The sequence below is a fragment of the Streptomyces sp. NPDC025721 genome (assembly GCF_055558595.1).
In genome coordinates, this window is the sequence record NZ_JBVHMF010000012.1 from 18,173 (window position 1) to 44,245 (window position 26,073).

General features: G+C 72.6%; 23 protein-coding genes. 18 read left to right on the top strand and 5 right to left on the bottom strand.

All coding sequences use genetic code 11. The annotated features are described in order from the left end of the window. Positions 1 to 128 precede the first annotated feature (128 nt). Positions 129 to 1,259, top strand: a complete 1,131-nt coding sequence (locus ACZ4EF_RS18550; protein WP_355333613.1) for a glycosyltransferase family 4 protein — start codon at positions 129 to 131, stop codon at positions 1,257 to 1,259. 21 nt (positions 1,260 to 1,280) lie between these two features. On the opposite strand, the gene ACZ4EF_RS18555 is transcribed toward ACZ4EF_RS18550, so the two are convergent. Beyond that, complete coding sequence (locus tag ACZ4EF_RS18555) at positions 1,281 to 3,098, bottom strand: glycoside hydrolase family 15 protein (RefSeq protein ID WP_391048613.1); 1,818 nt, start codon at positions 3,096 to 3,098, stop codon at positions 1,281 to 1,283. Positions 3,099 to 3,698: 600 nt separating this feature from the next. Here ACZ4EF_RS18555 and ACZ4EF_RS18560 point away from each other — a divergent pair. From ACZ4EF_RS18560 to ACZ4EF_RS18605, 10 genes are all read left to right on the top strand, one after another. Next, positions 3,699 to 5,360, top strand: coding sequence for a CTP synthase (locus tag ACZ4EF_RS18560; RefSeq protein WP_467505587.1), 1,662 nt, complete (start codon positions 3,699 to 3,701; stop codon positions 5,358 to 5,360). Positions 5,361 to 5,434: 74 nt separating this feature from the next. Next, the gene (locus ACZ4EF_RS18565) at positions 5,435 to 6,058 is read left to right on the top strand and encodes an NUDIX hydrolase (RefSeq protein WP_355333518.1); all 624 of its coding nucleotides are present in this window, start codon (positions 5,435 to 5,437) and stop codon (positions 6,056 to 6,058) included. Positions 6,059 to 6,248: 190 nt separating this feature from the next. Further along, positions 6,249 to 8,792: a tetratricopeptide repeat protein gene (locus ACZ4EF_RS18570; RefSeq protein WP_467505414.1), complete on the top strand. Its 2,544-nt coding sequence runs from the start codon at positions 6,249 to 6,251 to the stop codon at positions 8,790 to 8,792. Between the two features lie 151 nt (positions 8,793 to 8,943). Continuing rightward, complete coding sequence (gene ald / locus ACZ4EF_RS18575) at positions 8,944 to 10,059, top strand: alanine dehydrogenase (protein WP_355333609.1); 1,116 nt, start codon at positions 8,944 to 8,946, stop codon at positions 10,057 to 10,059. Positions 10,060 to 10,436: 377 nt separating this feature from the next. Then, complete coding sequence (locus ACZ4EF_RS18580; RefSeq protein WP_355333513.1) at positions 10,437 to 11,399, top strand: ParA family protein; 963 nt, start codon at positions 10,437 to 10,439, stop codon at positions 11,397 to 11,399. Then, a complete protein-coding gene (locus tag ACZ4EF_RS18585) occupies positions 11,384 to 12,100 on the top strand; it encodes a hypothetical protein (RefSeq protein ID WP_355333511.1) in 717 nt (238 codons plus the stop codon). Before ACZ4EF_RS18580 ends, ACZ4EF_RS18585 begins: the two co-directional genes overlap by 16 nt. A gap of 84 nt (positions 12,101 to 12,184) precedes the next feature. Further along, positions 12,185 to 13,273 carry a segregation and condensation protein A gene (locus tag ACZ4EF_RS18590; protein WP_467505416.1) on the top strand — a complete coding sequence of 363 codons (1,089 nt, stop codon included), beginning with the start codon at positions 12,185 to 12,187 and terminating at the stop codon, positions 13,271 to 13,273. Beyond that, positions 13,270 to 13,962 carry an SMC-Scp complex subunit ScpB gene (gene scpB, locus ACZ4EF_RS18595; RefSeq protein ID WP_355333506.1) on the top strand — a complete coding sequence of 231 codons (693 nt, stop codon included), beginning with the start codon at positions 13,270 to 13,272 and terminating at the stop codon, positions 13,960 to 13,962. Before ACZ4EF_RS18590 ends, scpB begins: the two co-directional genes overlap by 4 nt. Next, positions 13,962 to 15,095 carry a pseudouridine synthase gene (locus tag ACZ4EF_RS18600; protein ID WP_188285806.1) on the top strand — a complete coding sequence of 378 codons (1,134 nt, stop codon included), beginning with the start codon at positions 13,962 to 13,964 and terminating at the stop codon, positions 15,093 to 15,095. The genes scpB and ACZ4EF_RS18600 overlap by 1 nt, the downstream gene beginning before the upstream one ends. Before the next feature lie 70 nt (positions 15,096 to 15,165). Further along, the gene (locus tag ACZ4EF_RS18605) at positions 15,166 to 16,188 is read left to right on the top strand and encodes an ADP-ribosylglycohydrolase family protein (protein WP_467505419.1); all 1,023 of its coding nucleotides are present in this window, start codon (positions 15,166 to 15,168) and stop codon (positions 16,186 to 16,188) included. Here ACZ4EF_RS18605 and ACZ4EF_RS18610 read toward each other — a convergent pair. Together ACZ4EF_RS18610 and ACZ4EF_RS18615 are read right to left on the bottom strand one after the other, a co-directional pair. Continuing rightward, positions 16,153 to 16,866, bottom strand: coding sequence for a nucleotidyltransferase domain-containing protein (locus ACZ4EF_RS18610; protein ID WP_391048599.1), 714 nt, complete (start codon positions 16,864 to 16,866; stop codon positions 16,153 to 16,155). The genes ACZ4EF_RS18605 and ACZ4EF_RS18610 overlap by 36 nt on opposite strands. Before the next feature lie 135 nt (positions 16,867 to 17,001). Beyond that, positions 17,002 to 17,364 carry a DUF952 domain-containing protein gene (locus tag ACZ4EF_RS18615; protein WP_391048597.1) on the bottom strand — a complete coding sequence of 121 codons (363 nt, stop codon included), beginning with the start codon at positions 17,362 to 17,364 and terminating at the stop codon, positions 17,002 to 17,004. Between the two features lie 136 nt (positions 17,365 to 17,500). On the opposite strand from ACZ4EF_RS18615, the gene ACZ4EF_RS18620 reads away from it, so the two are divergent. The 5 genes from ACZ4EF_RS18620 (at position 17,501) to der (ending at position 22,622) form a co-directional block, all read left to right on the top strand. Further along, positions 17,501 to 17,977: a YidB family protein gene (locus ACZ4EF_RS18620; protein WP_467505421.1), complete on the top strand. Its 477-nt coding sequence runs from the start codon at positions 17,501 to 17,503 to the stop codon at positions 17,975 to 17,977. Positions 17,978 to 18,340: 363 nt separating this feature from the next. Continuing rightward, entirely contained in the window at positions 18,341 to 19,426 is a 1,086-nt protein-coding gene (locus ACZ4EF_RS18625; RefSeq protein ID WP_355333494.1) for a prephenate dehydrogenase, read from the top strand. 308 nt (positions 19,427 to 19,734) lie between these two features. After that, positions 19,735 to 20,412 (top strand): (d)CMP kinase, encoded by a 678-nt coding sequence (gene cmk / locus ACZ4EF_RS18630; protein ID WP_355333492.1) that lies wholly within the window; start codon positions 19,735 to 19,737, stop codon positions 20,410 to 20,412. After that, positions 20,370 to 21,065, top strand: coding sequence for a lysophospholipid acyltransferase family protein (locus ACZ4EF_RS18635; protein WP_391048590.1), 696 nt, complete (start codon positions 20,370 to 20,372; stop codon positions 21,063 to 21,065). The genes cmk and ACZ4EF_RS18635 overlap by 43 nt, the downstream gene beginning before the upstream one ends. Before the next feature lie 90 nt (positions 21,066 to 21,155). Continuing rightward, positions 21,156 to 22,622 carry a ribosome biogenesis GTPase Der gene (der, locus tag ACZ4EF_RS18640; protein ID WP_401725229.1) on the top strand — a complete coding sequence of 489 codons (1,467 nt, stop codon included), beginning with the start codon at positions 21,156 to 21,158 and terminating at the stop codon, positions 22,620 to 22,622. A gap of 39 nt (positions 22,623 to 22,661) precedes the next feature. Here the strand turns inward: der and ACZ4EF_RS18645 are convergent, their stop codons facing one another. Next, the gene (locus ACZ4EF_RS18645; protein WP_355333486.1) at positions 22,662 to 22,910 is read right to left on the bottom strand and encodes a hypothetical protein; all 249 of its coding nucleotides are present in this window, start codon (positions 22,908 to 22,910) and stop codon (positions 22,662 to 22,664) included. Positions 22,911 to 23,106: 196 nt separating this feature from the next. Next, complete coding sequence (locus ACZ4EF_RS18650) at positions 23,107 to 23,919, bottom strand: hypothetical protein (RefSeq protein WP_355333484.1); 813 nt, start codon at positions 23,917 to 23,919, stop codon at positions 23,107 to 23,109. A 477-nt stretch (positions 23,920 to 24,396) separates the two neighbouring features. On the opposite strand from ACZ4EF_RS18650, the gene ACZ4EF_RS18655 reads away from it, so the two are divergent. Both ACZ4EF_RS18655 and ACZ4EF_RS18660 read left to right on the top strand, forming a co-directional pair. Then, the gene (locus ACZ4EF_RS18655; RefSeq protein ID WP_355333481.1) at positions 24,397 to 25,011 is read left to right on the top strand and encodes a transglycosylase family protein; all 615 of its coding nucleotides are present in this window, start codon (positions 24,397 to 24,399) and stop codon (positions 25,009 to 25,011) included. Positions 25,012 to 25,228: 217 nt separating this feature from the next. Continuing rightward, complete coding sequence (locus tag ACZ4EF_RS18660) at positions 25,229 to 25,930, top strand: transglycosylase family protein (protein WP_355333479.1); 702 nt, start codon at positions 25,229 to 25,231, stop codon at positions 25,928 to 25,930. The last annotated feature ends 143 nt before the right edge of the window (positions 25,931 to 26,073 follow it).

A 26,073-nucleotide genomic window follows, 5' to 3' on the forward strand; every position in this document is an offset into this window, starting at 1 on the left:
TGAGCGGGCCTGAGCGCGACCGTGACCGGTGACCCGCGGGTGCGGCCTGGCATCCTGGAGGGGTTGCCCGTACCCGCCAACACCCGCCGTCCCGTGCCGAGTCAGGAGCAGTGCCCCGCGTGAGCAGCATGTCCACCCCCTTCCAGGGGCAGCTCCACGCCGTGCACGTCATGGGCACGACGTCGGGAGCGCACGTCAGCTCGCTGGCGGGCGGCCTCGTGGCGCGGGGTGTCGCGGTCACCGTCTGCGGGCCCCCCGCCGCCGAGGCCGACTACGCCTTCTCCGGCACCGGCGCCCGCTTCGTACCCCTCGACATCGGCCGCAGGGCCGCCGCCGCCACCGACGCGCCCGCCGTCGCCGCCCTGCGCGCCGTCTTCTCCGGCGCCGGAATCGTCCACGCGCACGGCCTGCGCGCCGGACTGCTGGCCGCGATCGCGCTCGGCGGCCGCAGCACCCCACTGGTCCTCACCTGGCACGGCGGCGCCCCCGCGGAACACGACGGCGCGGGCCGCGCCGCGCTGCTGCGCTGGCTGGAGCGCCGGGCGGTACGCGGCGCCACCGTCGTCCTCGGCGTCTGCGCCGAACTCGTCGACCGGGCCCGCCACCTCGGCGCCAAGGACGTCAGGCTGGCACCGGCCGCCGTACCGCGCCCGGTCGCCCCGCCGCCGCGCCTGCCCGGCGACGGCGAGCGGCACACCCACAAGACCCGCGCCGAATTCGGCGCGATCGACCGCCCGCTGCTGCTGGCCGTCGGCCGCCTCGAAGCCCACAAGGGCTACGACTTGCTGCTGGACGCAGCCGCCCACTGGACGGGTCTCGAACCGCCGCCGCTGGTCGCCGTCGCGGGCGAGGGCAGTAGGCGCGCGGCCCTGGAGAAGCGGATCGAGGCGGAACAGCTCCCGGTGGTCCTGCTCGGCCGCCGCGACGACGTGCCGGAACTGCTCGCCGCCGCCGACCTCGTCGTGCTGCCCAGCCGCTGGGAGGCCCGCCCGCTGATCGCCCAGGAAGCCCTGCACGCGGGCGTTCCCCTGATCGCCACCGCCGTCGGCGGCACCCCCGAACTCGTCGGCGACGCGGCCGTCCTCGTCCCCTACGGCGACGCGGCGGCCCTCGCCCGCGCCGTCGTCACCCTGCTCGCCGACCCCGGCCGCCGTACCGCCCTGTCCGTGGCGGGCCGCGCCCAGGCCGCCACCTGGCCCACCGAGGACGACACGGTGGCCCAGGTGCTCAGCGTCTACGACGAGCTGACGCAGGTCTGACGGACCGGGGTACGGGACCCGCTACGCGCGGAACGCCCCGGTGGCGGTGAGCCGCAGCGCCGTGTCGATCAGCGGCACATGGCTGAACGCCTGCGGGAAGTTGCCGACCTGGCGCTTGCGGCGCGGGTCCCACTCCTCGGCGAGCAGACCCAGGTCGTTGCGGAGCGCCAGCAGCTTCTCGAAGAGCTTGCGCGCCTCCTCGACCCGGCCGATCATCGCGAGGTCGTCGGCGAGCCAGAACGAGCAGGCGAGGAACGCCCCTTCGTCGCCGGGCAGGCCGTCCAGATTCTCCTCGCCGTCGGCGCCGCTGGAGACGGGGTAGCGCAGGACGAAGCCGTCCTCGGTCGACAGCTCCCGCTGAATCGCCTCGATGGTGCCGATGACCCGCTTGTCGTCCGGCGGCAGGAAGCCCATCTGCGGGATGAGCAGCAGCGAGGCGTCCAGCTCCTTGGAACCGTAGGACTGCGTGAAGGTGTTGCGCTCCCGGTCGAAGCCCTTCTCGCACACGTCGTAGTGGATGTCCTCGCGCAGCTCCTTGAGCCGCTCCAGCGGGCCGTCGACCTCGCCGGACTCGATGAGCTTGACGGTGCGGTCGACCGCGACCCAGGCCATCACCTTGGAGTGCACGAAGTGGCGGCGCGGGCCCCGGACTTCCCAGATGCCCTCGTCCGGCTCGTTCCAGTGCTTCTCCAGGTAGCGGATCAGCTTGAGCTGGAGGACGCTCGCGTAGTCGTTGCGGGCCAGGCCCGTCATGTGGCCCAGGTGCAGGGCCTCGGTGACCTCGCCGTACACGTCGAGCTGGAGCTGGTGGGCCGCGCCGTTGCCGATCCGCACGGGGGAGGAGCCCTCGTAACCGGGCAGCCAGTGCAGCTCGTTCTCGCCCAGCTCGCGCTCGCCCGCGATGCCGTACATGATCTGGAGGTTCTCGGGGTCGCCCGCCACCGCGCGCAGCAGCCACTCGCGCCAGGCGCGGGCCTCGTCGCGGTAGCCGGTGCGCAGCAGCGAGGACAGGGTGATCGCGGCGTCGCGCAGCCAGGTGAAGCGGTAGTCCCAGTTGCGGACCCCGCCGATGTCCTCGGGCAGCGAGGTGGTCGGCGCGGCGACGATCGCGCCGGTCGGCCCGTACGTCAGCGCCTTGAGCGTGATCAGCGAGCGCACCACCGCGTCCCGGTACGGGCCGGTGTACGTACACTGCTCGACCCACTCGCGCCAGAAGTCCTCGGTGGCGGTCAGCGACGCCTCGGGCTCCGGCAGCGAGGGCTGCGGCTTGTGCGACGGCTCCCAACTGATGGTGAACGCGATGCGGTCGCCGGGAGCGACGGTGAACTCGGAGTACGTCGTCAGATCCTGGCCGTAGGTGTCGACATCGGTGTCCAGCCACACGGAGTCGGGCCCGGCCACCGCGACCGTACGGTCGCCGACCTTGTGCACCCACGGCGTGATCTGCCCGTAGGAGAAACGCATCCGCAGGGCGGAGCGCATCGGGACGCGGCCGTGCACGCCCTCCACGATCCGGATGACCTGCGGTGCGCCGTCACGCGGCGGCATGAAGTCGATCACACGGACCGTGCCGCGCTCGGTGTCCCACTCGGACTCCAGCACCAGCGAGTCGCCCCGGTACCTGCGGCGCGTCGCGGCCGGCGGCTGGTCGTCCTTGCCGTGCGCGGGGCCGAGCCGCCAGAAGCCGTGCTGCTCGGTACCGAGCAGTCCGGCGAAGACGGCGGGCGAGTCGAACCGGGGGAGGCACAGCCAGTCGACCGTGCCGTCCCGGCAGACCAGTGCGGCGGTCTGCATATCACCGATGAGGGCGTAGTCCTCGATGAGCCCGGCCACGTGCAACTCCAGTCGAACGACAGGCGCCGCCCCCGCTGGGGACGGTCTTGCGGTCTGGGGATTTTGGACGAGCTCATGATCCGGGAACTGGGCGGGGATAGTGCCGTGCCGGTCGGCTCGTAGCAATGCGTCCGTGCAGGATACGTCGTCCGAGGAGGGCGTGCGCATGTCTCCGCGATCTTCGCTCCGCCGGTCGGGTGTACCGGCCCCGCGGCGGCTCCACGACGGCCCCGCGGCTGCGCTACAACGCCTTACTACGGCCTTACTACGGCCCTTCGACGGCCAGAAGAGCGCACGAAAGCTGCCCGAAGACCTCACGAAGACCTCACCAAGACCGCCGGGCGACCGCCCGATGGCCGTCCGGAGGCCGGGCGGAGGCCGGGCGGAGGCCGGGCGGTGGCGGCCCGGAGTGGTGAAAGTCATCGGTCGTGCCCGCCGGCCGCCGTGGCGCATCATTCGGCGGCCGGGGTCGCTGATACCCTGGTAGCCCGTGGGCCGGTGGGATGAACCACTGAACCGCCGCGACGGCGCTCCCAAGCACGAACGCCGTCCCGACCCTCACCTCGCGACCACGGGAGCCCCCTCTTGGCAGCTTTTCTGAAGAATGTGCCGAAATCCACGACGAAGCACATCTTCGTCACCGGTGGTGTGGCCTCCTCTCTCGGCAAGGGCCTGACGGCCTCCAGCCTCGGGGCGCTGCTCAAGGCACGGGGCCTGCGGGTCACCATGCAGAAGCTCGATCCTTATCTCAACGTGGATCCGGGCACCATGAACCCCTTCCAGCACGGCGAGGTCTTCGTCACGGACGACGGCGCCGAGACCGACCTCGACATCGGCCACTACGAGCGCTTCCTCGACGTCAATCTGGCGGGTTCCGCCAACGTCACCACCGGCCAGATCTACTCCACGGTGATCGCCAAGGAGCGGCGCGGCGAGTACCTCGGTGACACCGTGCAGGTGATCCCGCACATCACCAACGAGATCAAGTCCCGTATCCGCCGGATGGCCACCGACGACGTGGACGTCGTCATCACCGAGGTCGGCGGCACGGTCGGCGACATCGAGTCGCTGCCGTTCCTGGAGTCGGTCCGCCAGGTCAGGCACGAGGTCGGCCGGGACAACGTCTTCGTGGTGCACATCTCGCTGCTGCCGTACATCGGCCCCTCCGGCGAGCTGAAGACCAAGCCGACCCAGCACTCGGTGGCCGCGCTGCGCAACATCGGCATCCAGCCCGACGCGATCGTGCTGCGCGCGGACCGCCATGTGCCGGACGCCATCAAGCGGAAGATCTCGCTGATGTGCGACGTCGACGAGGACGCGGTGGTCGCCGCGATCGACGCGCCCTCCATCTACGACATCCCCAAGGTGCTGCACACCGAGGGCCTGGACGCGTACGTTGTCCGGCGGCTGGACCTGCCCTTCCGCGATGTGGACTGGGCCCAGTGGGACGACCTGCTCAAGCGGGTGCACGAGCCCGCCCACGAGGTGAAGGTCGCGCTGGTCGGCAAGTACATCGACCTGCCCGACGCCTATCTGTCGGTGACCGAGGCACTGCGCGCCGGCGGATTCGCCAACAACGCGAAGGTGCACGTCAAGTGGGTCACCTCCGACGACTGCCGGACCCCGGCGGGCGCGGCGGCGCAGCTCGGCGACGTGGACGCGATCTGCGTGCCCGGCGGCTTCGGCGACCGAGGCGTCGAGGGCAAGGTCACCGCGATCACCTTCGCCCGTGAGAACCGCGTCCCACTGCTCGGACTCTGCCTCGGCCTGCAATGCGTGGTCATCGAGGCCGCGCGCAACCTCGCCGGGATCGCCGACGCCAACTCCACCGAGTTCGACCCCGGCACCGGACACCCGGTCATCTCGACCATGGCCGAGCAGCTCGACATCGTGGACGGCAAGGGCGACCTCGGCGGCACGATGCGCCTGGGCACCTACCCGGCGAAGCTCGCCGAGGGCTCCATCGTCCGCGAGGTCTACGGCGACCAGCCGTACGTCGAGGAGCGGCACCGCCACCGCTACGAGGTGAACAACGCCTACCGCGCCGAGCTGGAGAAGGCGACCGGCATCGTCTTCTCGGGCACCTCGCCCGACAACAAGCTCGTCGAGTACGTCGAGTACCCGCGCGAGGTGCACCCGTACCTGGTCGCCACCCAGGCGCACCCCGAACTGAAGTCCCGCCCCACCCGGCCCCACCCGCTGTTCGCCGGGCTGGTCAAGGCGGCGGTCGCGCGCCAGCAGCAGGACGCGCAGGAGCGGCAGGGCTGAAGGCGGCGTTACGGGAGCGGGCCCGGCGCCCGCTCCCGGTCACTCGGTACGGTCACGGACTCGGAAGGCGCAGCATGCTGAAGGACACTCAGGAGGAGTGGCGGGTCACCGTGACCTCCACGCCGTTCACCGGCAAGAAGACGTCGGTACGCACGGACGAGGTGGTCATGCCCGACGGCACCACCGCCGTCCGCGACTACCAGGTCCACCCCGGCTCGGTGGCCGTCCTCGCCCTCGACGACGCCGACCGCGTCCTCGTACTGCGCCAGTACCGGCACCCGGTACGGCAGAAGCTCTGGGAGATCCCGGCCGGACTGCTCGACATCCCCGGTGAGAATCCGCTGCACGCGGCCCAGCGCGAGCTGTACGAGGAGGCGCACGTCAAGGCCGAGGACTGGCGGGTCCTCACCGACGTCTACACCAGCCCCGGCGGTACGGACGAGGCGGTACGGATCTTCCTCGCGCGCGGTGTCTCCGAGGCGGACGGCGAGCGCTTCGCGGTCGCCGAGGAGGAGGCCGACATGGAGCTGGCCCGCGTCCCGCTCGCCGACCTCGTCAGCGGGATCCTCGCGGGCGACCTGCACAACAACTGCCTGGTCGTGGGCGTCTTCGCGCTCCAGGCCGCGATGAACGGCGCCGGTCTCGACGCGCTGCGGCCCGCCGAGTCGCCGTGGCCCGCGCGGCCCTTCACACCCTGACCGTCCGCTCCACAGCTTCTTCACAGCTCCCTCATCGGTCTCGATGATCCGATGGAGTGATCATTTACGCGGTCGGCCGCGTCGGAGCCCCGGACCGGCCCGACCGCGTGAACTAGGCTCGTCGCCGTAGCCGCGTACCCGCGCATCCGCGCCCCGCGCGGACGACCCCACTGAGCCGGGAGCGTAGGCCGTGACGGATCAGGCGCTGAACCCCAACGGGACCCCTGCGGGAGCGGACGCCCCGGCGGCACCTGAACCGGACACGGCCGCCGCACCCGCCAAGGCGCGCGCCCGCCGCCGACGGCCGGCTTCCGCCGGCTCCCCGACGCGCAAGGGCCCGGCCCCCGAGGCCCCTTCTGCCGCCGTCGAGTCCGGGCCGGAGCAGCCGCCCGCGAAGGACGCCGAGCCGGAACCCGAGTCCGAGTCCGAGTCCGAGTCGGCACCGGACACTCCGGCCGTTCGTCCGGCGAAGGCCGAGCGCGCCGCCGCTGTCGCGCCGGGAACCGAGAACGGGTCCGGGGCGGACGCCGAGGCGGACCCCAAGCCTGATCCCACGCCTCATCGCAAGACCGACCCCAAGGCCGACCCCAACGCCGACCCCAAGGCCGGGACCGCGCCCGCCGCGCCTTCGGATGTCGGCGCGGGCGCTGCCCGCCCGGTGAGCCGGACCGGCGAGGTCACGGTGCGGGTCGGCGCCGCCGTATGGGCGGGAGCCCGGGGCGACGGTCAATTCGTGGGCCGGGAAAGGGAGTTGGCGGAGCTGCGCGGAGAGATCGGACGGCCGGGCCTCGGAAAGCAGGGGAAGGGGCGGGCGCGCGTGCTGCTCGTCGCCGGACGCCCCGGCGTCGGTCGGACCGCGCTCGCGCTGCGCCTGGCCGAAGACCTGGCCGACGACTACCCGGACGGCCAGGTCTTCCTGCGTATGACCTCCCCGGAAGGGGAGCCCGTACCCGCCGAGCAGGCCGTCCGCGCCCTCCGCCGAGCCCTCGCCCGTACTCCGGGAGCCGGCGGATCGGCCGCCCCCGTAACACCCGCCGCTCCCGCCCCGGCCGCCCCGTCCGGCGGCCCCGCCGCCACCTCGCGCAAGACGCTCCTCGTCCTGGACGACGTCCTGCGCGCCGATCAGCTCGACGGGCTGATTCCCGACGCGCCCGGCAGCCTTGTCGTCGTCACCTCGGACGGCCCGCTGCCCGGAGTGCCGGACGTGCGGCCGTGCACGCTGGGCGGGCTCGACACGCCCGCCGCCGTGGAACTGCTCGCGCACAGCATCGGCTCCACCCGGGTGACCTGCGACCCGCGCGCCGCCGAGGCCCTGGTGCAGGAGATCGGCGGGCACCCCACCGCGCTGCGGCTGGTCGCCGCCTGGCTCGCGGCCCGGCCGACGCTCTCCGTGGCGGACGCCGCGACCCGGCTGCGTACGGTCTCGGCCGACGCGCCCGCCGCGCCCTCGGCCGAAGCGGACGGGACGGCGCCCTCGCGCGCCACCGCGCAGGGCGAACTCGTCCGGTCCTTCCGGCTGGTCTACGAGGACGTGCCGCAGACCGCCGCGCGGATGCTGCGACTCCTGTCGCTGGCACCTGCGGGCATGGTCGACGCGCAGGTCGCCTCGGCGCTCGCGGGCTGTTCCGTGGCCGCCGCGCAGAGCACGCTCGACGACTTCGTCGGCGGCGCACTGCTGGCGCCGGGTCCGGTGACGGGCGACGAGCTGCCGCCGCAGTACCGCCTGCCCGGCTGCTTCGAGCCGCTGCTGCGCGGGCTGCTCGAATCCCGCGACCGCCCGGAGGAGGTCCGGCTGGCCCGGGCCAGGATGCTGGAGCGGACCGTACGGCTGCTGCTGTCGTGCGGCTCGGCGCTCGTGCGGATGCGGCTGCCGGACGACGGCCCGCGCAGCCTCAGCTTCGACTCGCCCGCGACGGCCGCCGAGTGGCTGCGGTCCCGGCTGCCCGCGCTGCTGGCCTCCGCGCGGGTCGCCGTCGCGGACGGCGATCTGGACACCCTGGCCAGACGGCTGATCGCCGCCCAGGTGCAGGCGCTCGCCGCCTTCCCCGGCGGGAACGCGATGGCGGCCGAGCAGTACGAACTGCACGGCCTGGTCCTGGACGTCGCCGAGCGGCGCGGCCTGGACCGGGAGAAGGCGGCGGCGCTGATCAATCTCGGCGACCTGGACGCGGCGGCGGGCCGTTCCGACCGGGCGCTCGACCGGTACCGCGCCGCACTGGGCGCGGCCCGCAAGTGCGACGACGCGGAGGCCGAGGGCCGGGTGCTGGAAGCCCTCGGCGGTACGTATCAGGAGCGGCACGACCCGCAGCGGGCCGCCGACTGGTACGGCAGGGCGCTCGCGCTGCGCCAGGAACGCGGCGAGACCTTCCACGAGGCCCGGCTGCACGGCCGGATCGGGGCGCTGTTCACCTACGACGGCCGGTACGGGCCCGCGCTGCGCGAATGGCGCGCCGCCGCCGGGGCGTACCGGCGGCTGGGCGACCTGGGCGCGCAGGCCCGCGCGCTGACCGAGGCCGCGCGGGTGCAGGAGTACGCGGGCTACCCGGAGGACGCGCTGCGGACCTGCCGCGACGCGCTGTACTGGGCGCGCAAGGCGGGGGAGCGGCGGCTGGAGGGCGCGATCCTGCTGCGGCTCGCCGACACGCTCGACCGGCTGGGCGATCCCAGCGGCGCCACGGTCCAGCGCGCCGCCGCGAACCGCCTGCTCAGCGAGGGCGAATCGGCGCCGAACTGACGATCCCCGCGCTGTATACCTACGAAACTGCCAATGGTCTCGGCCAAAGTGGTCACTTTGTAAGGCTGGACAGAGAGTCTTCCTTCACTAGACTGGCTTCCTGCCGCCCCAAAGCGGTCATTCTTCCCTGAGCGCAAGGACCGTGATCGACGTGAAGGTGGGCATCCCCCGCGAGGTCAAGAACAACGAGTTCCGCGTGGCCATCACCCCGGCAGGCGTGCACGAACTCGTCCGCAATGGACACCAGGTCTTCGTGGAGCAGGGCGCCGGCGACGGCTCGTCCATCCCCGACGAGGAGTACGTCTCGGCCGGTGCGGGCATCCTCGCCACCGCCGACGAGGTGTGGGCCACGGCCGATCTGCTGCTCAAGGTGAAGGAGCCGATCGCCGAGGAGTACCACCGGCTCCGCAAGGACCAGACGCTCTTCACCTACCTGCACCTCGCCGCCTCCCGCGCGTGCACGGACGCGCTGCTGGAGTCGGGCACCACCGCCATCGCGTACGAGACGGTGGAGACCGCGAACCGCCAGCTCCCGCTGCTCGCCCCGATGTCCGAGGTGGCCGGCCGGCTCGCCCCGCAGGTCGGCGCCTACCACCTGATGCGCTCGGCCGGCGGTCGCGGCGTCCTGCCCGGCGGCGTCCCCGGTGTCCAGTCCGGCAAGGCCGTCGTCATCGGCGCCGGTGTCTCCGGCTGGCACGCCACCACCATCGCGCTCGGACTCGGCTTCCACGTCACGCTGCTGGACAAGGACGTCAACAAACTGCGCGAGGCCGACAAGGTGTTCGGCAACCGCGTGCAGACCATCGCCTCCAACGCCTACGCGCTGGAGAAGGCCGTGCTCGACGCCGACCTCGTGATCGGCGCGGTGCTCATTCCGGGCGCGAAGGCGCCGAAGCTGGTCACCAACGAGCTGGTCTCGCGCATGAAGCCGGGATCTGTCCTTGTCGACATCGCGATCGACCAGGGCGGCTGCTTCGAGGACTCCCGCCCCACCACGCACGCCGAACCGACGTTCCCCGTGCACCAGTCGGTGTTCTACTGCGTCGCGAACATGCCCGGCGCGGTTCCCAACACCTCGACGTACGCGCTGACCAACGCGACGCTGCCGTACATCGTCGAACTGGCCAACCGCGGCTGGCGCGAGGCGCTGCGACGTGACGCGGCTCTCGCTCTCGGTCTCAACACGCATGAGGGACAAGTTGTTTACGGTCCGGTGGCCGAGGCGCACGGCCTCGACTCCACCGACCTGCACGCGCTGCTGGGCTGACCGGCGGCCACTGTGACCAGGCGCGTCAACATCGCGCCAACACCGCACCACCGGCCGGGTCTTGTGTGTCGAGGCCCGGCCGTTCATGTGCTTACGCCCTTGACAGCGGGGTGTTCGGTTGCCGACACATCGTGCCGTGTCCGGCGGATTGTGTTGCTGTGGACCACCGACACGCCATAGAGTCGCGAATCGTCGGCTGTAGTCACGCTGACCTGTCTAGAAGTTTCCTGGTCACCAAGGAGGTAAGACGACTTGTGAATGAGTCGACATTTGCTCCCGGGGGTGGTCAACCAGGAATGACCGTCGGTTCCGTCGCGGTCCGCACCTTCGAGTCCCGCCGGCCCGAGACGAACACAGAGACGCAACCTGCTTACGCCATGGCGCCTTTCAACGACAACGACCTGCAGGACGGTCAGTTCTACGACCCGGATGCCGAGTACGAACCGGATCCGGAGTACGCGGCCACCCTCGCCCCGGACGCGGCCCGGCAGCGCCGCGAACGCGTCGGCCCCACCGGCCGGCCCCTGCCGTACTTCCCGATCCCCAATCCGCTCACCAACCACGGCCCCGCGAAGATCGTCGCGATGTGCAACCAGAAGGGCGGGGTCGGCAAGACCACCTCGACCATCAACCTGGGCGCGGCGCTGGCCGAATACGGCCGCCGGGTGCTTCTTGTTGACTTCGACCCGCAGGGCGCGCTCTCGGTCGGCCTCGGGGTCAACCCGATGGAACTCGACATCACGGTCTACAACCTGCTGATGGAACGCGGACTGGCGGCCGACGAGTGCCTGCTGAAGACCGCGGTGCCCGGCATGGACCTGCTCCCCAGCAATATCGACCTGTCGGCAGCGGAAGTGCAGCTCGTCAGCGAGGTCGCCCGCGAGTCGTCGCTCCAGCGTGCCCTCAAGCCGCTGATGGCCGACTACGACTACATCGTCATCGACTGCCAGCCCTCGCTCGGCCTGCTGACGGTCAACGCGCTCACCGCGGCGCACTCGGTGATCGTTCCGCTGGAGTGCGAGTTCTTCGCACTGCGCGGGGTCGCGCTGCTCACCGAGACCATCGAGAAGGTCCGCGAGCGGCTCAACCCCGAGCTGGAGCTCGACGGCATCCTCGCCACCATGTACGACTCGCGCACCGTGCACAGCCGCGAGGTGCTGGCCCGGGTCGTCGAGGCGTTCGACGAGCACGTCTTCCACACCGTCATCGGCCGCACCGTGCGGTTCCCCGAGACGACCGTGGCGGGCGAGCCGATCACCACCTACGCGTCCAACTCCGTCGGCGCGGCCGCCTATCGCCAGCTCGCCAGGGAGGTGCTCGCCCGGTGCCACGCCGAGTGAGTCTGCCGGGCGCCGACGAGCTGTTCCGGACGACCGGAGGAGCGGCGCTCCAGGCCCCGCAGCCACGGCAGCACCCCGGCGGCCCCGGCCCCGGCGGCTCCGGTGGTTCCGGGAGCTCCGGCGGCTCCGGTGGTCCGGGCGAAGGACAGAACGGTACGCAGGCGGACGGCCGGCTGCGGTCCGTACCGGTGGCCGACCCGGCCGCCGGGAACGACGCGGCCGATCCCGCGGACGGCGACGAAGGGACACGACCCTCCGGCACCGCGGGACAGGGCGAGGACAACGCGGAACACGGCGGCCGGGACATCCCGACCTCACGCCGCCCGCTGACCGCCGAACGGGCCGGTATGCCGTCGCCCGCCGCCTCCTCCGGCACCATGACCGCGCCCGCGCCGCAGCCGCAGGCCGCACCGGTCCAGCCCCCGATCACCGCCCAGCCGCAGCCCCAGCAGGCGCGGCGCAAGGCCGCCCGGCAGAACCGCCGTCCCAGCGGGCGCGAGCGGCACGACGAGAAGATCACCGTCTATGTCTCCGCCGAGGAGCTGATGGATCTGGAACACGCCCGGCTGGTGCTGCGCGGTGAGCACGGGCTCGCCATCGACCGCGGCCGGATCGTCCGCGAGGCCGTCGCCGTGGTGCTGGCCGATCTGGAGTCGCGCGGCGACGCGAGCATCCTCGTACGCCGTCTGCGGGGCCGCTGACGCCCGACGGCGCGCGGTCGGGGAACGGGGCATGGCCTGCTGCGGCGAGTAGCCTGCACAGACCACTTCGTACCCTGGACCCCGATGCCGACCTCACCCGCCACTCCCCGCCGCAGCCTCGGGCTCGGCGCCGCCGCCGAGGCGGAACCGACGCCTGCCGTGACAGCGGAGCCGCCTGCCGCGGTGGCGGCACAGGCCGTGGAAGAGGCGGTGGAAGAGACCGGGCCCGCGGCACCGGTCGAAGCCGTTGAGGCCGAGCCGGCTCCGGCTCCGGCCGGAGGGGACCGTTTCACCGTACGGCTGGCGAATTTCGAGGGGCCGTTCGACCTGCTGCTCGGGCTGATCTCCAAGCACAAGATGGACGTCACGGAGGTGGCGCTGTCGAAGGTCACCAACGAGTTCATGACGTACATCCACGCCATGGGCCCGGACTGGGACCTCGACCAGACCACCGAGTTCCTGGTCGTCGCGGCCACCCTGCTGGACCTGAAGGCGGCCCGCCTGCTGCCGTCCGCCGAGGTCGAGGACGAGGCGGACCTCGCGCTGCTGGAAGCACGGGACCTGCTCTTCGCCCGGCTGCTCCAGTACCGGGCGTACAAGCGGATCGCGGCGATCTTCGCCGAGCGGCTGGACAACGAGGCGCTGCGCTACCCCCGTACCGTCGGCCTCGAACCGCAGCACGCGGAGTTGCTGCCCGAGGTCGTCCTCAGCATCGGCCCCGAGCGCTTCGCGCGGCTCGCGGTGAAGGCGATGCTGCCCAAGCCCAAGCCGCAGGTGTACGTCGACCACATCCACGCCCCGCTGGTGAGCGTCCGGGAACAGGGCGAGCGGGTGATCGCGCTGCTGCGGGAGCTCGGCGTGGCCAGTTTCGGGCAGTTGACCGAGGACGCGCCGGACACGCTGACGGTCGTGGCGCGCTTCCTCGCGCTCCTTGAGCTGTACCGGGAGAAGGCGGTCGCGCTGGACCAGGAGGAGGCCCTGGGGCTGCTCCAGGTCCGCTGGACGGGCGGGGAGCAGGACACGGCGGCGCCGCTGGTGACCGACGAGTTCGACCAGGAGGCGGCGGCTCCGGCGCGCAGGCCGGAACCGCGGCGGGAGCCGGAACCGGTGCCGGCGGCGGAGTCAGTGCCGGTGCGTGAGCCGCAGCACGAGCAGGGAGAGGCCGAGGAATGACGGACGTGTCGGATATCACCGGGGCCCTTGCCGCGGCCGGCGCGGCAGGCGATACGGCGGCGCCCGCGGGCCTGCTCGCCGCCGCGACCGCCGAGCTGGAGCTGAAGCCCGCCCTGGAGGCGGTGCTTATGGTCGTCGACGAACCGGCCACCGAGGAGCACCTGGCCAAGGTCCTGGAACGGCCGCGGCGGGCCGTCGGCAGGGCGCTGCGCGAGCTGTCCGACGACTACACCCGCGAGGGACGCGGCTTCGACCTGCGGCTGGTCGCCGGTGGCTGGCGCTTCTACACCCGGCCCGCCTTCGCGCCCGCCGTGGAGAAGTTCGTCCTCGACGGGCAGCACGCCCGGCTCACGCAGGCCGCGCTGGAGACGCTGGCGGTGGTCGCGTACCGGCAGCCGGTCAGCCGTTCGCGCGTCTCGGCGGTCCGCGGAGTCAACTGCGACGGCGTCATGCGCACCCTCCTCCAGCGGGGGCTGGTCGAGGAAGGTGGGACGGAACCCGAGACAGGTGCGATCCTGTACAGGACGACGAACTACTTCCTGGAACGTATGGGCCTGCGCAGCCTCGACGAGCTGCCCGAGCTAGCACCGTTCCTGCCGGAGGCGGAAGCGATCGAGGCGGAGTCCCAGGAGGGGCTTCCGTCGTTCGATCCGGACGCGCCGGACGACACCTCGACAACGGACACTTGATGCGAAGCAGCGACAGGAACAGCGGCGGCAACCGGAACCCGCGGGGCGGCGGAGGCGACAGGCCCCGTGACGCCGACCGGCGTGGCGGTGCCGACCGGCGCGGCGACGGCCGCTCGGGCGACGGGCGCTCGGGGGACGCGCGCCGCGGTGAGGGCCAGAGCCAGCGGCCCAAGGGCACGCCGCGTCCCGAGGAGCGCCGCTACGACGTGGGCAGCACCGGCCAGTCGGGTGCGAACAAGCCCGGCGGAATGCCGCGTACCAAGCCCGGCAGCAACAAGCCGACCGGCAACCGCGGCCGCAAGCCGGTGCCGGCCCGGCCGCGCGAGCTGGACGCGCAGATCGAGGAGCGCAACCGGGAGCGGCACAGCAAGCCGCAGATCAAGACGCCCAAGACCTTCCCCGGCGCCGAGCAGGAGGGCGAGCGCCTGCAGAAGGTGCTCGCGCGGGCCGGAATGGGTTCGCGCCGGGCGTGCGAGGAGCTGATCGAACAGCACCGCGTCGAGGTCAACGGGCGGATCGTCACCGAGCAGGGCCTGCGGGTCGACGTGGACCACGACGAGGTGAAGGTCGACGGGCTGACCGTCGCCACCCAGTCGTATCTCTTCTTCGCGCTCAACAAGCCGGCCGGTGTCGTCTCCACCATGGAGGACCCCGACGGCCGCCAGTGCCTCGGCGACTACGTCACCAACCGCGAGACCCGGCTCTTCCACGTCGGTCGGCTCGACACCGAGACCGAGGGCCTGATCCTGCTCACCAACCACGGCGAGCTGGCCCACCGGCTGACCCACCCGCGCTACGGCGTGCAGAAGACCTATCTCGCCGCGATCCAGGGGCCGCTCCCGCGCGACCTCGGCAAGCAGCTCAAGAGCGGTATCGAGCTGGAGGACGGCTGGGCCCGCGCGGACCACTTCCGCGTGGTCCAGAACACCGGCAAGAACTACCTCGTCGAGGTCACCCTCCACGAGGGCCGCAAGCACATCGTCCGCCGCATGCTCTCCGAAGCGGGCTTCCCCGTCGACAAACTGGTCCGCACCAGCTTCGGCCCCATCCCCCTCGGCGACCAGAAGTCCGGCTGGCTCCGCCGCCTGACCAACACCGAGGTCGGCATGCTGATGCACGAGGTCGAGCTCTAACCCCCACCGCCGGACGCCGAACCGCCGGAAAGCCCTGGTCACCCGGGGCTCCGGCGGCTTGGATGACCGTATGACCATCCTGTCTTCCAAGCGCCCCGCGACCGGCGCGATGATCGGCCTCGCGCTCGGTGACGCCCTCGGCTTCCCGACCGAGTTCAACACGGTCGCGCAGATCGAGGCGAAGTGCGGGCCGTGGCGGGGGATGGAGCTGTTCACCCCCGCCGTGGTGTCCGACGACACGCAGATGACGCTGGCCTTCGGGCGCGCTCTGCGCAGGGCGGCGGGGCGCGGTCCGTTGGCGCCGTCGCGGCTGCTCCGGCCGCTGCGCGAGGAGTACGTCGAGTGGTGGCGGTCGCCGGAGAACAACCGGGCGCCCGGCCACACGTGCATGGTGGCGTGCCGGCGGCTCAGCGATCAGGACCGGCGCTGGCAGGACGCGACCGAGATCGGGTCGAAGGGGTGCGGCGCCAACATGAGGGTCGCCCCCGCGGGGCTCGTGCCGGGGCTCGACGAGCGGACCCGCGCGGGCATCGCGCAGTTCCAGGCGGCGCTCACGCACGGGCATCCGACCGGGCTCGCGGCCTCGGACCTGACCGCGTACGCCGTCCGGCTGCTGGCGCAGGGCACCCGGCCCGCCGAACTGCCCGGCCTGCTGCGGGAGTACGCGGCGGCCAACCGGTCGCGGTACCACGAGGCGTGGCTGGGCGACCTGTGGACGTACGCGCAGGACCCCACGCCCGCGCGGTTCATCGAGCGCGGCTGGGACGAGTGCGCGCTGGCGCTCGACCGGCTCGGGGAGGCGCTGCGGGCACCCGACCGGGAGGCCGATCCGTGCCTGGCGACCGGGGAGGGGTGGGTCGCAGAGGAGGCGTTCGCGACCGGGCTGCTGTGCTTCCTGCTCTTTCCCGACGAGCCGGTCACCGCCTTGCGCCGGGCCGCGTGCAGTTCAGGTGACTCGGACTCGATCGCCTGTCTGACGGGCGCCTTCGCGGGGGCGTGGCTCGGGGCGGACGCCTGGCCCGCTGAGTGGGCCGGACGGATCGAGTACGGGCATGAGCTACGCGGGCTTGGGGGGGAGTGGGAATGTGGCTGAGGTGCGGCGGACGCGGGTGAGGAAGGCTTCTATGCGGGGGCGGTCGGGGTCGGGGGGGAGGGGGGAGCGGGCGGCGGCGGTGTCGGTCTCTTCGTGGAGCGTGCGCATCCAGGCGCGGACCTCGTCCCAGCTCAGTTCGCCGCGCTTGACGGACAGCAGGCGCTCGCGCTGGTCGCCGACGTCGATGGTGAGGCGGCCGGTGCGCAGCAGGTCGCGGCAGGACATCAGGAGCCGCAGCAGGTGCATGGCGTGCTTCCAGCGCGGCTGGCCGTGGGTGCGGATGTCCGCTTCGAGGCGGCCGAGCTGCTGGGCGGCGTAGCCGCGGAAGGTGGCGTCGGCGCGGCGGGAGAGGAACGCGTCGCGCAGGTCGAGGAGTTCGAGCCCGGTCGGGTCGGCGTACTCCACCAGCGGTGAGTGCAGGCATTCGAGCAGATTGGGGTTGGCGCGCAGCGCGAGCGAGCAGAATCGCTCCAGCTCCCAGGAGAACTGTTCGTGCCGCGGTCCTGTGACATGCGTCGGCGGCTTGTCGAAACGCCAGAACAATTCGGTGGGCGCCACGTACACACCGCGCCGGTCGGTGTCACTGCCGTCGGTGGCCAGACCGAAGGCGCGCGAGCCCATGACGCAGGCATAGACCGTGTGGTCCCGGACAAGGTCGTGCCCCAGCGGATCGCGCATGAGGGCGATTATCGCCATGAAGTCCGACCAAGCGCCGGAGTTTCCACTGCTTCGTGCGGTGATCACGTTGCGGACGGTGAGGGCGGGGCCCACGGTACCGCTGCGGCGGGGGAGATCCCGAGGGCCGTAGCGGGACTACGACCAGGCCGTCAGCCCGAGCGGACGGCCGTACGAATCCCGTACGACCTCCAGCATGCCGGTCACCGCGGGCCGGTCGATGGGGCCGTAGACGTGCGGGAAGGCCGTGCCCTCCGGAACGCCGGGCGGCGGCGCCGGATCGGCCGCCTCCCAGCGGACCTCGGCGCGCAGCGCGGCCTCCTCGATCAGCAGCACCATCAGCGGCCCCGCCACCTCCCGGTAGAAGGCGTCGGCCACCGCGAGGGTCACGGCCTCGTCGGGCGAGCAGTGCACAAAACCCTCCTCGTCCAGGGAGGCGGGGGCGTACGGGCGCTCGGGCGCGTGCAGCCAGTCGTCCAGCGGCACCAAGTGGAAGAGCATGGGGAAGTTCTACCTGGTCCGGGCGGGTGAGGCGGTGGCAAGTGGCGGCGGAGACGGGTTTGCGGGACATTGTCCGTGTTCGGTACCGGGCGACGTGACGCGCGCCGACGGCCCGACTCCTGAAAGGGACGAGACCATGGCGGGAAACGACCTCGGAAGCCTTCTCGGCACTCTGCTCAGCGGCGCGAAGGGCGGCTCCTCCGCCGGCGGCGCGGGCGGCCTCCTCGGTTCGCTGCTGGGCCAGCTCGGCGGCAAGGGCGCGGCCGGTGGCACCGGCGCCGCCGCGGCCAACGGCGCATCGGGCAACCCCCTCGAAGGGCTGCTGGGCATGCTCAACAAGTCCGGCCTCGGCGAGCAGGCCAGGTCGTGGGTGGGCCTGGGCGACAACAAGCCCGTCACCGGCGACCAGATCGCCCAGGCGCTTCCCGACGACGCCCTCCAGAAGGCGGCGCAGGATGCGGGCGTCTCCCCGCGGGAGGCCGCCGACCACCTCGCGGGCAGCCTCCCCGAGGCGGTGGACAAGCTGACGCCCGAGGGCGAGGTCCCGCAGGGGGAGTCCCTCCAGGACGTCATCAGCAGGCAGCTCAGCAAGCTCGGCGGCCTCGGCAAGTAATGTCCCCGCCCCCGAGGCGGTCCGGCTCGCGTACCCAGCCGCCCCGGGGGCCTTGCCCGTACGTCCTCGCCGCGCGTACGCCCGCGCCGCGCGTACGCCCGCGCCGCGCGTACGCCCGCGCCGCGCGTACGCCCGCGCCGCGCGTACGCCCGCGCCGCCCGTACGCCCGTGGCGCCCGTACGTCCGTGGCGCCCGTACGCCCGCGGCGCGCGTCTCGCAGTGCGGGCGGCCGTCTCGCGCCCCGCCCCCGGTGACTACCCTGGTCGGCAGGTACGTGAGCAGCCGAGGGAGCAGTGACGTGGCGGTACGAACGGTCCGCGGGAGCGGCCGACCCGAGCGGGACGCCTCCGGGAGCGTCGCCCAGTGAGGACCGCCCTGGTCGTCGGCAGCGGTCTGATGGGCACCTCCGCCGCCCTCGCGCTCACCGCGCGCGGTGTGGACGTCCACCTCACCGACCACGACCCGGGCACCGCGCGCACCGCGGCCTCGCTCGGCGCGGGCACCACGGGGGAGCCCGAGGGCCCGGTCGACCTCGTGATCGTCGCCGTGCCGCCCGCCCACGTCGCGGCCACCCTCGCCGACGCGCTGACCCGCGGCCTCGGCCGCGGCTACCTCGACATCGCCAGCGTCAAGGGCGGCCCGCGCCGCGACCTGGAGGCGCTGGGCTGCGACCTCACCCACTACATCGGCACCCACCCCATGGCGGGCCGCGAGCGCTCCGGGCCGCTGGCCGCGACCGCCGACCTCTTCGAGGGCCGCCCCTGGGTGCTCACCCCGACCCCGGCCACCGACACCGAGGTGCTCAACCTCGCCCTCGAACTGGTCGCGCTGTGCCGCGCCGTCCCCGTCGTCATGGACGCCGACGCCCACGACCGGGCCGTCGCCCTGGTCTCGCACACCCCGCAGCTCGTCTCCAGCATGGTCGCGGCCCGCCTGGAGCACGCCGAGGACACCGCCGTACGCCTGTGCGGCCAGGGCATCCTCGACGTCACGCGCATCGCGGGCTCCGAGCCCGGCATGTGGATGGACATCCTGGCCGCCAACCCCGGACCGGTCGCCGACGTCCTCGCCGACGTCGCCGTCGACCTGACCGAGACGGTCGCGGCGCTGCGCGCCCTCCAGTCCGCCGACGAGGACAAGCGGCGCGGCGGCGCGGCGGGCATCGAGGACATCCTGCGGCGCGGCAACGCGGGCCGCGCCAAGGTCCCCGGCAAGCACGGCACGGCGCCCAAGGCGTACGAGATCGTGGCCGTCCTCATCGGCGACCAGCCGGGCGAGCTGGCCCGCCTCTTCGCCGACGCGGGCGCGGCGGGCGTCAACATCGAGGACGTCCGCATCGAACACTCCACCGGACAGCAGGCCGGTCTGGTGCACCTCATGGTCGAGCCGCGCACCGCGCCCGCCCTGACCGTGGCACTGCGCGAACGCGGCTGGTCGATCCGGCAGTAGACGTATGGCGCGGGCCGGGCGGTGGCACGGTCGGGGCGCGGCCGGGCTCCGGCGGTACGGATCGGACGCGTGCCGGACGGGTCAGCCGCAGGACCGTACGCGGGCACAGGGCGCACATGGCTCACCCGGCACACCCGGGCGCGAGCGTGACGGGCACCCGGCCCGGCACCCCGGCCCCGTGCCCGTCCCGGCAGGGAAAACCCGTGGCGTTCCGGCGCGCGGGCGGCCGGTAACCTTGGGGGAATGGCATCCGGCCCCTCGGCCGGCCCGCCCGCCCCCCGCTCCGCGCACGAGGAAGGCCACCCGCTGTGGAAAATCCGGTGATCGTCGCCATCGACGGCCCTTCCGGTACCGGCAAGTCCAGCACGTCCAGGGCGGTCGCGGCGAAGCTGGGGCTGAGCTACCTCGACACCGGGGCGCAGTACCGCGCGATCACCTGGTGGATGCTGAGCAACGGCATCGACGTCAACGACCCGGTGGCCGTCGCCGACTGCGCGGGCAAGCCCGCCATCGTCGCGGGCCACGACCCGGCGGCCCCCGGCATCACCGTGGACGGCGTGGACGCCTCGGGCCCGATCCGCACCCAGGAGGTCACCGCCGCGGTCAGCGCCGTCAGCGCGGTCCCCGAGGTACGGGCCAGGATGGTCGAGTTGCAGCGCGCCGCCGCCACCGCGTCCCCCGGCGGCATCGTGGTCGAGGGCCGGGACATCGGCACGACCGTCTTCCCTGACGCCACCGTCAAGATCTTCCTCACCGCGTCCGCCGAGGCCCGCGCCGCCCGCCGCAGCGGTGAGCTGAACGGCGCGCTGAGCGTCGCGGACACCCGGGCCGCGCTCATCAAGCGGGACGCGGCCGACTCGGGCCGCAAGACCTCCCCGCTGGCCAAGGCCGCCGACGCGGTCGAGGTCGACACCACCGACCTCACCCTCGACCAGGTCATCGAGTGCATCGTCACTCTGGTCGAGGAGAAGCGGGCGCCCAGGTGACCGCAGAGCAGGGCACGGCGCCGGGACCGCGCGGAGCGGCCGTCGGACGCCGGATCGGCATCGTCTTGATGAACGGCCTGTGGCGGCCCCGGGTGCTCGGCGCCTGGCGGGTACCGGCGCACGGCCCGGTCATCCTGGCGGGCAACCACTCGCACAACATCGACGGCCCGATGCTGATCGGCATCTCGCCGCGCCCGCTCCACTTCCTGGTGAAGAAGGAAGCCTTCGTCGGGCCGCTCGACCCGTTCCTGCGCTCCATCGGGCAGCTCAAGGTCGACCGCGAGACCGCCGACCGTACGGCGATAACCGCCGCGCTCGGCGTCCTGGAGCGCGGCGGGATGCTCGGCATCTTCCCCGAGGGCACCCGGGGCGACGGCGACTTCGCCGAGCTGCGCTCGGGTCTGGCGTACTTCGCGGTGCGCTCCGGCGCGCCCGTCGTGCCGGTCGCCGTCCTCGGCAGCACCGCCAAGGGCCGGGCGGTCCCGGCGCTGCCGCCGCTGCGCTCGCGGATCGACGTCGTCTTCGGGGAGCCCTTCGAGGCGGGCGACGGCAGCGGGCGCCGCACCCGCAGCGCGATGGACGCCGCCACGCTGCGCATCCAGGAGCGGCTCACCGCCCACCTGGCGCACGCCAAGCAAGCCACCGGCCGCTGACCGCGCAGACGGAAAACGCGCAGGCCGAACCGCACCGGCTGCACCACACTGGTTACCGCAGCCGCCACAGTTGATCGACGGAGATACCTCATGGACCACGCAGACGAGCAGACCGAGCACGGCGGGACCGGCGCGCTCGGCGACGCCGAATACGCCGAGTTCATGGAGCTTGCCGCCGAGGAGGGCTTCGACCTCGAAGAGGTGGCCGACGACCTGGCCGAGGCCGGGCACGGCCCGCTGCCGGTGCTCGCCGTGGTCGGCCGTCCCAACGTCGGCAAGTCGACACTGGTCAACCGGATCATCGGCCGCCGCGAGGCGGTCGTGGAGGACAAGCCGGGCGTCACCCGCGACCGCGTCACGTACGAGGCGAACTGGAACGGCCGCCGCTTCAAGATCGTGGACACCGGCGGCTGGGAGCAGGACGTCCTCGGCATCGACGCCTCCGTGGCGGCGCAGGCCGAGTTCGCCATCGAGGCGTCCGACGCGGTGGTCTTCGTCGTGGACTCCACCGTCGGCGCCACCGACACCGACGCGGCGGTCGTACGGCTGCTGCGCCGCGCGGGCAAGCCGGTCGTGCTGGCCGCCAACAAGGTCGACGGACCGTCCGGCGAGGCCGACGCGGCCGCGCTGTGGAACCTCGGCCTCGGCGAGCCCTACCCGGTCTCCTCGCTGCACGGCCGGGGCACCGGCGATCTGCTCGACGCCATCATCGAGGTGCTGCCCGAGGCGCCCGCGCTGACCTTCGGCGACGTCGTCGGCGGCCCGCGCCGGATCGCGCTCATCGGCCGCCCGAACGTCGGCAAGTCGTCCCTGCTGAACAAGGTGGCCAACGAGGACCGGGTGGTCGTCAACGAGGTCGCGGGCACCACCCGCGACCCGGTGGACGAGCTGATCCAGCTCGGCGGTGTCACCTGGAAGTTCATCGACACCGCGGGCATCCGCCGCCGCGTCCACCTCACCGAGGGCGCGGACTACTACGCCTCGCTGCGTACGGCGGCGGCGCTGGAGAAGGCCGAGGTCGCGGTCATCCTGGTGGACGCCAGTGAGACGCTGGCCGAGCAGGACACCCGGATCATCACCATGGCCGTCGAGGCGGGCCGCGCGGTCGTGATCGCGTACAACAAGTGGGACCTGCTGGACGAGGAGCGGCGCTACTACCTGGAGCGCGAGATCGAGAAGGACCTCGTGCAGGTGCAGTGGGCGCCGCGGGTCAACGTCTCGGCGCGCACCGGGCGGCACATGGAGCGGCTGGTCCCGGCGATCGAGACGGCCATCGCGGGCTGGGAGACCCGGGTGCCGACCGGCCGCCTCAACGCGTTCCTGGGCGAGCTGGTCGCCGCGCACCCGCACCCGATCCGCGGCGGAAAGCAGCCCCGCATCCTGTTCGGGACGCAGGCGGGCATCAAGCCGCCGCGGTTCGTGCTGTTCGCCTCGGGTTTCCTGGAGGCGGGCTACCGGCGCTTCATCGAGCGTCGGCTGCGCGAGGAGTTCGGCTTCGCCGGTACGCCGATCCAGGTGTCGGTGCGGGTCCGCGAGAAGCGCGGGCGCAAGAAGTAGCGGCGCGCACGGGCCCCCGCGAGCCGGGGGCTCCCGGGGTCAGAGCCCGGGCATCCGATTGTCGGGACGACCCGGCGGCAGCGCCGCCGGGCCGTTGCCGCGGTGCCTGCCGGGGGCGTACGCCGGCTGCTCCGCGTGCCAGGTGGTGAAGCCGTTGAACTGCAACGCCTCCTCGCCGGTCCGGTCGCCGGGCAGCGTGCGGAAGAGCCGCTGGTACTCCGAGTAGAGCGCGTCGTAGATGGGTGTTTCTGTGGCACCGCCCCCGGTCGCGTCCAGCGCGCTGCGCATGGACGGGATGTAGCGCTGGAAAGGGGCCCGGGAGGAGGTGTCAAAGGTGTGCACGTATGTGCCAACGAGCCGGTGTTGTCCGGGATGCGGGCCAGTCGGTTGAATTGCAGATCTTTGACCCGGGCGGCAGTGGGCGCACGGAAGGGGCGCGCACGGTGTCCCGTACACGCCCCTCGTTTCCGGTGAGACGGGTGGCTCAGGTCCCCGACAGCGGCATCGTCGCGGCCACCAGCAGGCCCCGCGAGCACGCCCTGGCCAGGGCGTCCCGCATCAGGTCCTCGCGCGGCTGACGGCCGATGGAACCGGCCGGGGCGGCGTAGACGTACACCTCGTTGGTCCGGTTGACGGCGTTCCGCCAGCCGTCGCTGACCTGGAGCGGCTGGTGCGCCTGCCACCACGCGGTGCCGGGGGTGCCGCCCGCGCCGGGCTGGAGCACGGCGTGCAGCCGCCCGGTGGCCAGCAGCACCGACCAGCCCGACAGCGGCGACGGCGGCACCTCCAGGTCGAGCTGCGGCATGAAGCCCTGCTCGATCAGGAGCGGCAGGAAGTCGTCGCCCGCGCCGGTGGCGCCGACCCGTGCGACCGGCCCGGTGGGCTCGATCACGAGCGCCGGGCGCAGCGTCTCCTCGACGATGATCAGACCGCAGGTGATGCCGAGCACCGCCTGCCGGGGCGCGGTCTCCACGGGCGGCGCGTCGGCCTGGCCGCCGATCGAGGGCCCCGCCGCCGTCTCGGGGCCGCCGATGCTGCGGACGGCGCCCTGCAACTGCTCCTCGGTGACCGGGACGACCTGCGAGGGGATGCAGGCGGCGTGCGCGAAGGCGAGGACCGCCGTCTCGTCGCCCACGAAGAGCACGGTGCTGGTCCGCTCCTGCCCGGTGTCCCCGGGGGTGCGACAGGACGTGCAGTCGTACGTGCCAGGAGCGTTGGCGCCGTTGAGGAGCCGCTGGGTCTCCTCGTCGCCGATCTCGGCTCGTACCTCGTCACTCACGTCGAGCATGGGCGGCACGGGAGTCTCCTTGAAGTGCGGTGGTGCGGTCACGAATCCGGCCGGAACGCCGGACCTGTCCCGGCGCATAGTGACAACGGATGATCTGTGGTGGGAGTCACGCTTTGCGGGGGGATGTATTCCGTTACCGGTCGCCGAGGGTGAGATTCCCGGCGAATCGCTCACGCAGCGTCGAACGGCCGTGTGGGTGACGAAAGTTGGGCCTGTGAGGCTACTCACGGAGCGCGCCGTTTAGATCCTCATTTACGACGATACGTACGCGCCAATCACCCGTAAACCTCGTCTTCTTACCGCCGGTAACCCTCAACTGGCCTGCGGTGGACGGCAATTGTTTGGTGCGAGGGGGTGCGGCTGCCTAGATTCGCCCGCCGTGTGCAAATCGCACCGCCCGGGTTCGGACGGGCGCCGCATCCGTGGGGGAGCGGCGCCCGTCGTGACGCAGCAGGGGGGACACCCGGGTCCGTGGAGAGGGAATCCATGGTCTTGAACTGCAAGTACCGGCACACCGCGCTCCTGACCGGCGTCGCCGCACTGGCGCCGCTGGGCGTGCTGGCCGCCGCGGGAGAGGCGTCGGCGGCCGACAACGGGGTGTGGGACCGTATCGCGCAGTGCGAGAGCGGCGGGAACTGGCACATCAACACCCACAACGGCTACTACGGCGGACTCCAGTTCGCCCCCGGCACCTGGCGGTCCTACGGCGGCACCGCGTACGCGCCGACCGCGGACCTCGCCAGCCGCGAGCAGCAGATCGCCATAGCGACAAAGCTCCAGCGCGCCAGCGGCTGGGGCGCCTGGCCCGTCTGCTCGCGCCGCGCGGGAGCCTACGGGGACGCGCCGTCCGCGGGCACGCCGTCCGCGAAGTCGACGGGCAAGTCCCTCGACAAGCCCGTCAGGAAGACCGTCAAGCCCGCCGCCGAGCCGAAGAAGCGGGAACCGGCGAAGGTCGTACGGCGGACCATGCCGCGCTACGAGTCGGCCGCCGAGGGCCGGGCCGACCGCAACGCGACACGCACCGCCCTGATCGCCGTCGTGCGCGGCCCGGCGGAGCGGGGTCAGGGCCCGGTCGTTCCGGCGTGGTGGCCGCACTGGTGACGGACCGTCCGCCGGAGGGGCGGTTCGGGCGCCCGCCCGGCCGGGGCGCCCCGGGACCGCGCTCGTTCAGTGCCGGAGCGTCGTAAGGCCGCCGTAAACCGGACCCGCCGCATTCCCCCGTGTGCCCCACCCCGTTGTGGTCCGACCGGGTGGGGTACACGCGACGTACGGACGCGATGCCCCCGATCCGGGGTGCGGCCGTGCTTAGCGTGGCCCGATGAGCGATCAGTCGTCTTATCGTCATATCGTCTCCCCGCGTGCCTCGGTGCGCGTCGCCGTGGCCGTCGCACGCGCCGCCGCCACGCTGGCCGCGCTCGGTGCGGCCGTGCTGCTGCCGGTGGCCGCCGCGCCACCCGCGACGGCCGCCCAGGGCGCGCCGGCCGTCCCACCGCCCGTGGAGCGGCCGGGACAGCCGCAGCAGCCCGAGCGGTCCGGCGGGTCCCCGCAGTCGGTGCCGTCGGTACAGGCGGCCATCGCCTTCCAGGCCGCGCGGGCCGCCGCCGGGTCCCCGACCGTCTGGGACCGGATCGCCATGTGCGAGAGCAGCGGGAATTGGCACATCAACACCGGCAACAGCTACTACGGCGGACTCCAGTTCTGGCAGCCCACCTGGGAGCTGTTCGGCGGTCGCGCCTATGCCCGGCGCGCCGACCTCGCCACCCCCGCCGAGCAGATCTCGGTCGCGGAGGAAGTGCTGAAGGTGCAGGGCTGGAACGCCTGGCCGGTCTGCGCGCGGCGCAACGGCTTCACCGGCCACCGCCACATCGTGCACACCGTCAAGAGCGGCGAGACCTTGTCGGCCATTGCCCGTTCCTATGGAACCCAAGGGGGCTGGCAGTACCTCTACCAGCTCAACAAGGACCTCATCGGCCCCGACCCCGACCGGCTGATCGCGGGAACCGTCCTCACCGTCAACTGACGCGGCGGCCCACCCGAGTCAACCCCGTTCACCCGTTCGTGGGGGGTTCGGCAAAGGGGGGCGGTACGGGTTCTCTGGTCTGGCGCGAGGGGTGAACGACCCAAGTTCCGGAGGGGAACAGAAAAACAGGGAAGGCTACCCGC